Genomic DNA, 2389 nt, shown 5'->3' with positions numbered 1-2389 from the left:
CCGGCGAGGCTGGAGATGAGCGAGAACCCGACGATCAGGAAGATCCCGATCAACAGCACGTAGAAGAGCGGGTTGCGGGTGATCTTCTTGAAATCCATGGTGCGGGCGGCGCCCGTTCCCTTTCGTCGACGAGCCGTCGGCACGAGGGCGGAATGCTCGGCAAACGGTGGAATCAGGGTATCGCGGGCTGTCTATGACCAGTCTGTGCATTCGCCGACGGCGTAAGTCGGCCGCGAAACCGGTTTCCGGTAGCGAGCGCAGCGCCCGTGACGAGACCCGCCGGACGCGTCAGGCGTAGACGTGCGGAGCGAGGATCGCGACGTCCCGCAGATTGCGGTACCTCTCCGCATAATCGAGGCCGTACCCCACGACGAACTCGTTCGGGATGTCGAAGCCGACGTACCGGCACTCGACGTGCACCTTCGCGGCATCCGGTTTGCGCAGCAGTGTGAACACATCGACCGATGCCGCGCCGCGCGACGCGAAGTTCTCCAGCAGCCAGCTCAAGGTCAGGCCAGAGTCGATGATGTCCTCGACGATCAGCACGTGCCGACCGTGGAGGTCCTCGTCGAGGTCCTTGCGGATCTGCACGACGCCGCTCGACCGAGTGCCCGCACCGTAGGAGGAGACCGCCATCCAGTCGATCGGGACGACGGTGGAAAGTGCGCGGGAGAAGTCGGCCATCACCATGATCGCGCCCTTGAGGACGCCGACCAGGAGGAGATCCTTGCCCTCGTAGTCCGCGGCGACCTGTTCCGCGATCTCGTCGAGCTTCTGGAGGATCTGCTCCTCTGTCACGAGCACCCGGGTGATGTCACTTGAAATGTCGGCCGCGCGCATGGGAATGAGCATAGGCGCGTGAGGTGCGGGGCGGAGGCCGACTGTGGCCCACCGCCGGCGCGGACAATAGGCTGGCGGGCGTGGGCATTCGGCCCGCCCGACAAGGGGGTCCGCGACATGGCTGGACTGGACGACGTCCTCAAGGCACTGCCGATCGATCAGATCGCCTCGCAGCTGGGCGTCGAACCCGACGAGGCGCGACGGGCCGTCGAAGAGGGCGGCGAGACGATCCTGAGCGGTCTGCAGCGCAACGCGCAGACGCCGGAGGGCGCGGCGGCTCTCGAGAAGGCCCTCGGCAAGCACGCCGGCGCGGTCCCGCGCGGCACGGTCGACCTGAAGGCGGTCGACACCACGGATGGCGAGAAGATCCTCGGGCACATCTTCGGCGGGCAGCAGCAGGCGGTCGCCCAGAAGCTGACGGAGGAGCCGCGGACGGCGGGGATCGACTTCGGCAAGCTCCTTCCGATCCTGGCGCCGATCATCATGGGACTGATCGCGAATCAGACCAAGAGCAAGGCTCCGACCCAGGACGCGCAGGCGCAGGGCGGCGGCGGGCTGGGCGATCTGATCGGCGGCCTGCTCGGCGGCGGCTCGGGATCGGGCAGCGGATCGCCCGGCGGGATCGACATCGGCGGCCTGATCGGCGGGCTCCTGGGCGGCAAGAAGTAGCTGTTGCGGCCGCAGGTTCAGGATGCCGTGAACTCGATGCGTCCGCCGACCCGTCGTGCGCGGCATCCGGGCAGGTCGATCGGCCCCTGACCCGACCACTCGGTGACGAGGCGGGCGACCTCGAGCGTCTGGGTGCGCGTCAGACTGGCGCCGAACTCCGAGGCGACGACGTGGCGGAGGATGCGGTGCCGCAGCGCCGCCGGGTTGGCGGCGAGCGCCGCCGCCGACACCGAGATTCCGGCCTCGGCGTGCTCGACGATGTCTTCGATGGTCTCGTCGATCATCTCGTCGAACGCCTCGGCGTCCTCCCGCAGCTGCGCCGCGGTCCGCGCGAGTGCCGCGGCGATTCCGGGGCCGAGCTCGGCCTCGAGCACGGGCAGGACGTTCTCGCGGACCCGCACGCGCGCGAAGCGGGGGTCGACGTTGTGCGGGTCGCGCCAGGGCTCGAGACCCGCCGCCGCGCAGGCGGCCAGGGTCGTCGCGCGGCGCACGTCCAGCAGCGGGCGCAGCAGCGACACACCCGGAGCGAGCTCGGTGACGGGGGCCATGCCCTGAAGGCTGGTCGCCCCCGAGCCGCGGGCGAGGCCCAGCAGCACGGTCTCCGCCTGGTCGTCGAGCGTGTGCCCGACGAGCACGGCGGCCGCGCCGAGGTCGGAGGCGGCATCCGCCAGCGCCTGGTAGCGGGCGGCGCGCGCGGCGGCTTCCGGCCCGTTCTCTTCGCCGACCTGCACGCGCACGATCCGGGTCTCGATGCCGAGCGCCTCCGCCTGCTTCGCGGCAGCCTCGGCCACCCGCGCCGAGCCGGCCTGCAGGCCGTGGTCGACGGTGACGCTGCATACGCGGATGCCGAGCTTCTCCGCCTCGAAGGCGGTGGCGGCGG

The 2389-nt window shown here is 70.3% G+C and carries 3 protein-coding genes; 1 reads left to right on the top strand and 2 read right to left on the bottom strand.

The window, feature by feature from the left end:
* Positions 1-288: 288 nt before the first annotated feature.
* On the bottom strand, positions 289-840 hold the full coding sequence (gene hpt, locus VFX99_RS10985; protein WP_329666333.1) for a hypoxanthine phosphoribosyltransferase: 552 nt from the start codon (positions 838-840) through the stop codon (positions 289-291).
* 117 nt (positions 841-957) lie between these two features.
* On the opposite strand from hpt, the gene VFX99_RS10980 reads away from it, so the two are divergent.
* On the top strand, positions 958-1509 hold the full coding sequence (locus tag VFX99_RS10980) for a DUF937 domain-containing protein (protein ID WP_329666332.1): 552 nt from the start codon (positions 958-960) through the stop codon (positions 1507-1509).
* Positions 1510-1526: 17 nt separating this feature from the next.
* Here VFX99_RS10980 and tilS read toward each other — a convergent pair.
* The coding region (tilS, locus tag VFX99_RS10975) for a tRNA lysidine(34) synthetase TilS (protein ID WP_329666331.1) at positions 1527-2389 on the bottom strand (863 nt) is incomplete at its 5' end.

This window comes from Microbacterium sp. (genome assembly GCF_036277215.1).
Lineage (GTDB): Bacteria > Actinomycetota > Actinomycetes > Actinomycetales > Microbacteriaceae > Microbacterium.
The sequence above is the reverse complement of the archived record's forward strand: the minus strand, read 5'-3'. Positions and strand labels throughout refer to the sequence as shown.

What these genes read in the sequence shown, in the direction of transcription:
- VFX99_RS10980 (WP_329666332.1), top strand. Translation starts at nt 958, where the DNA reads ATGGCTGGACTGGACGACGTCCTCAAGGCACTGCCGATCGATCAGATC.
- hpt (WP_329666333.1), bottom strand. Translation starts at nt 840, where the DNA reads ATGCGCGCGGCCGACATTTCAAGTGACATCACCCGGGTGCTCGTGACA.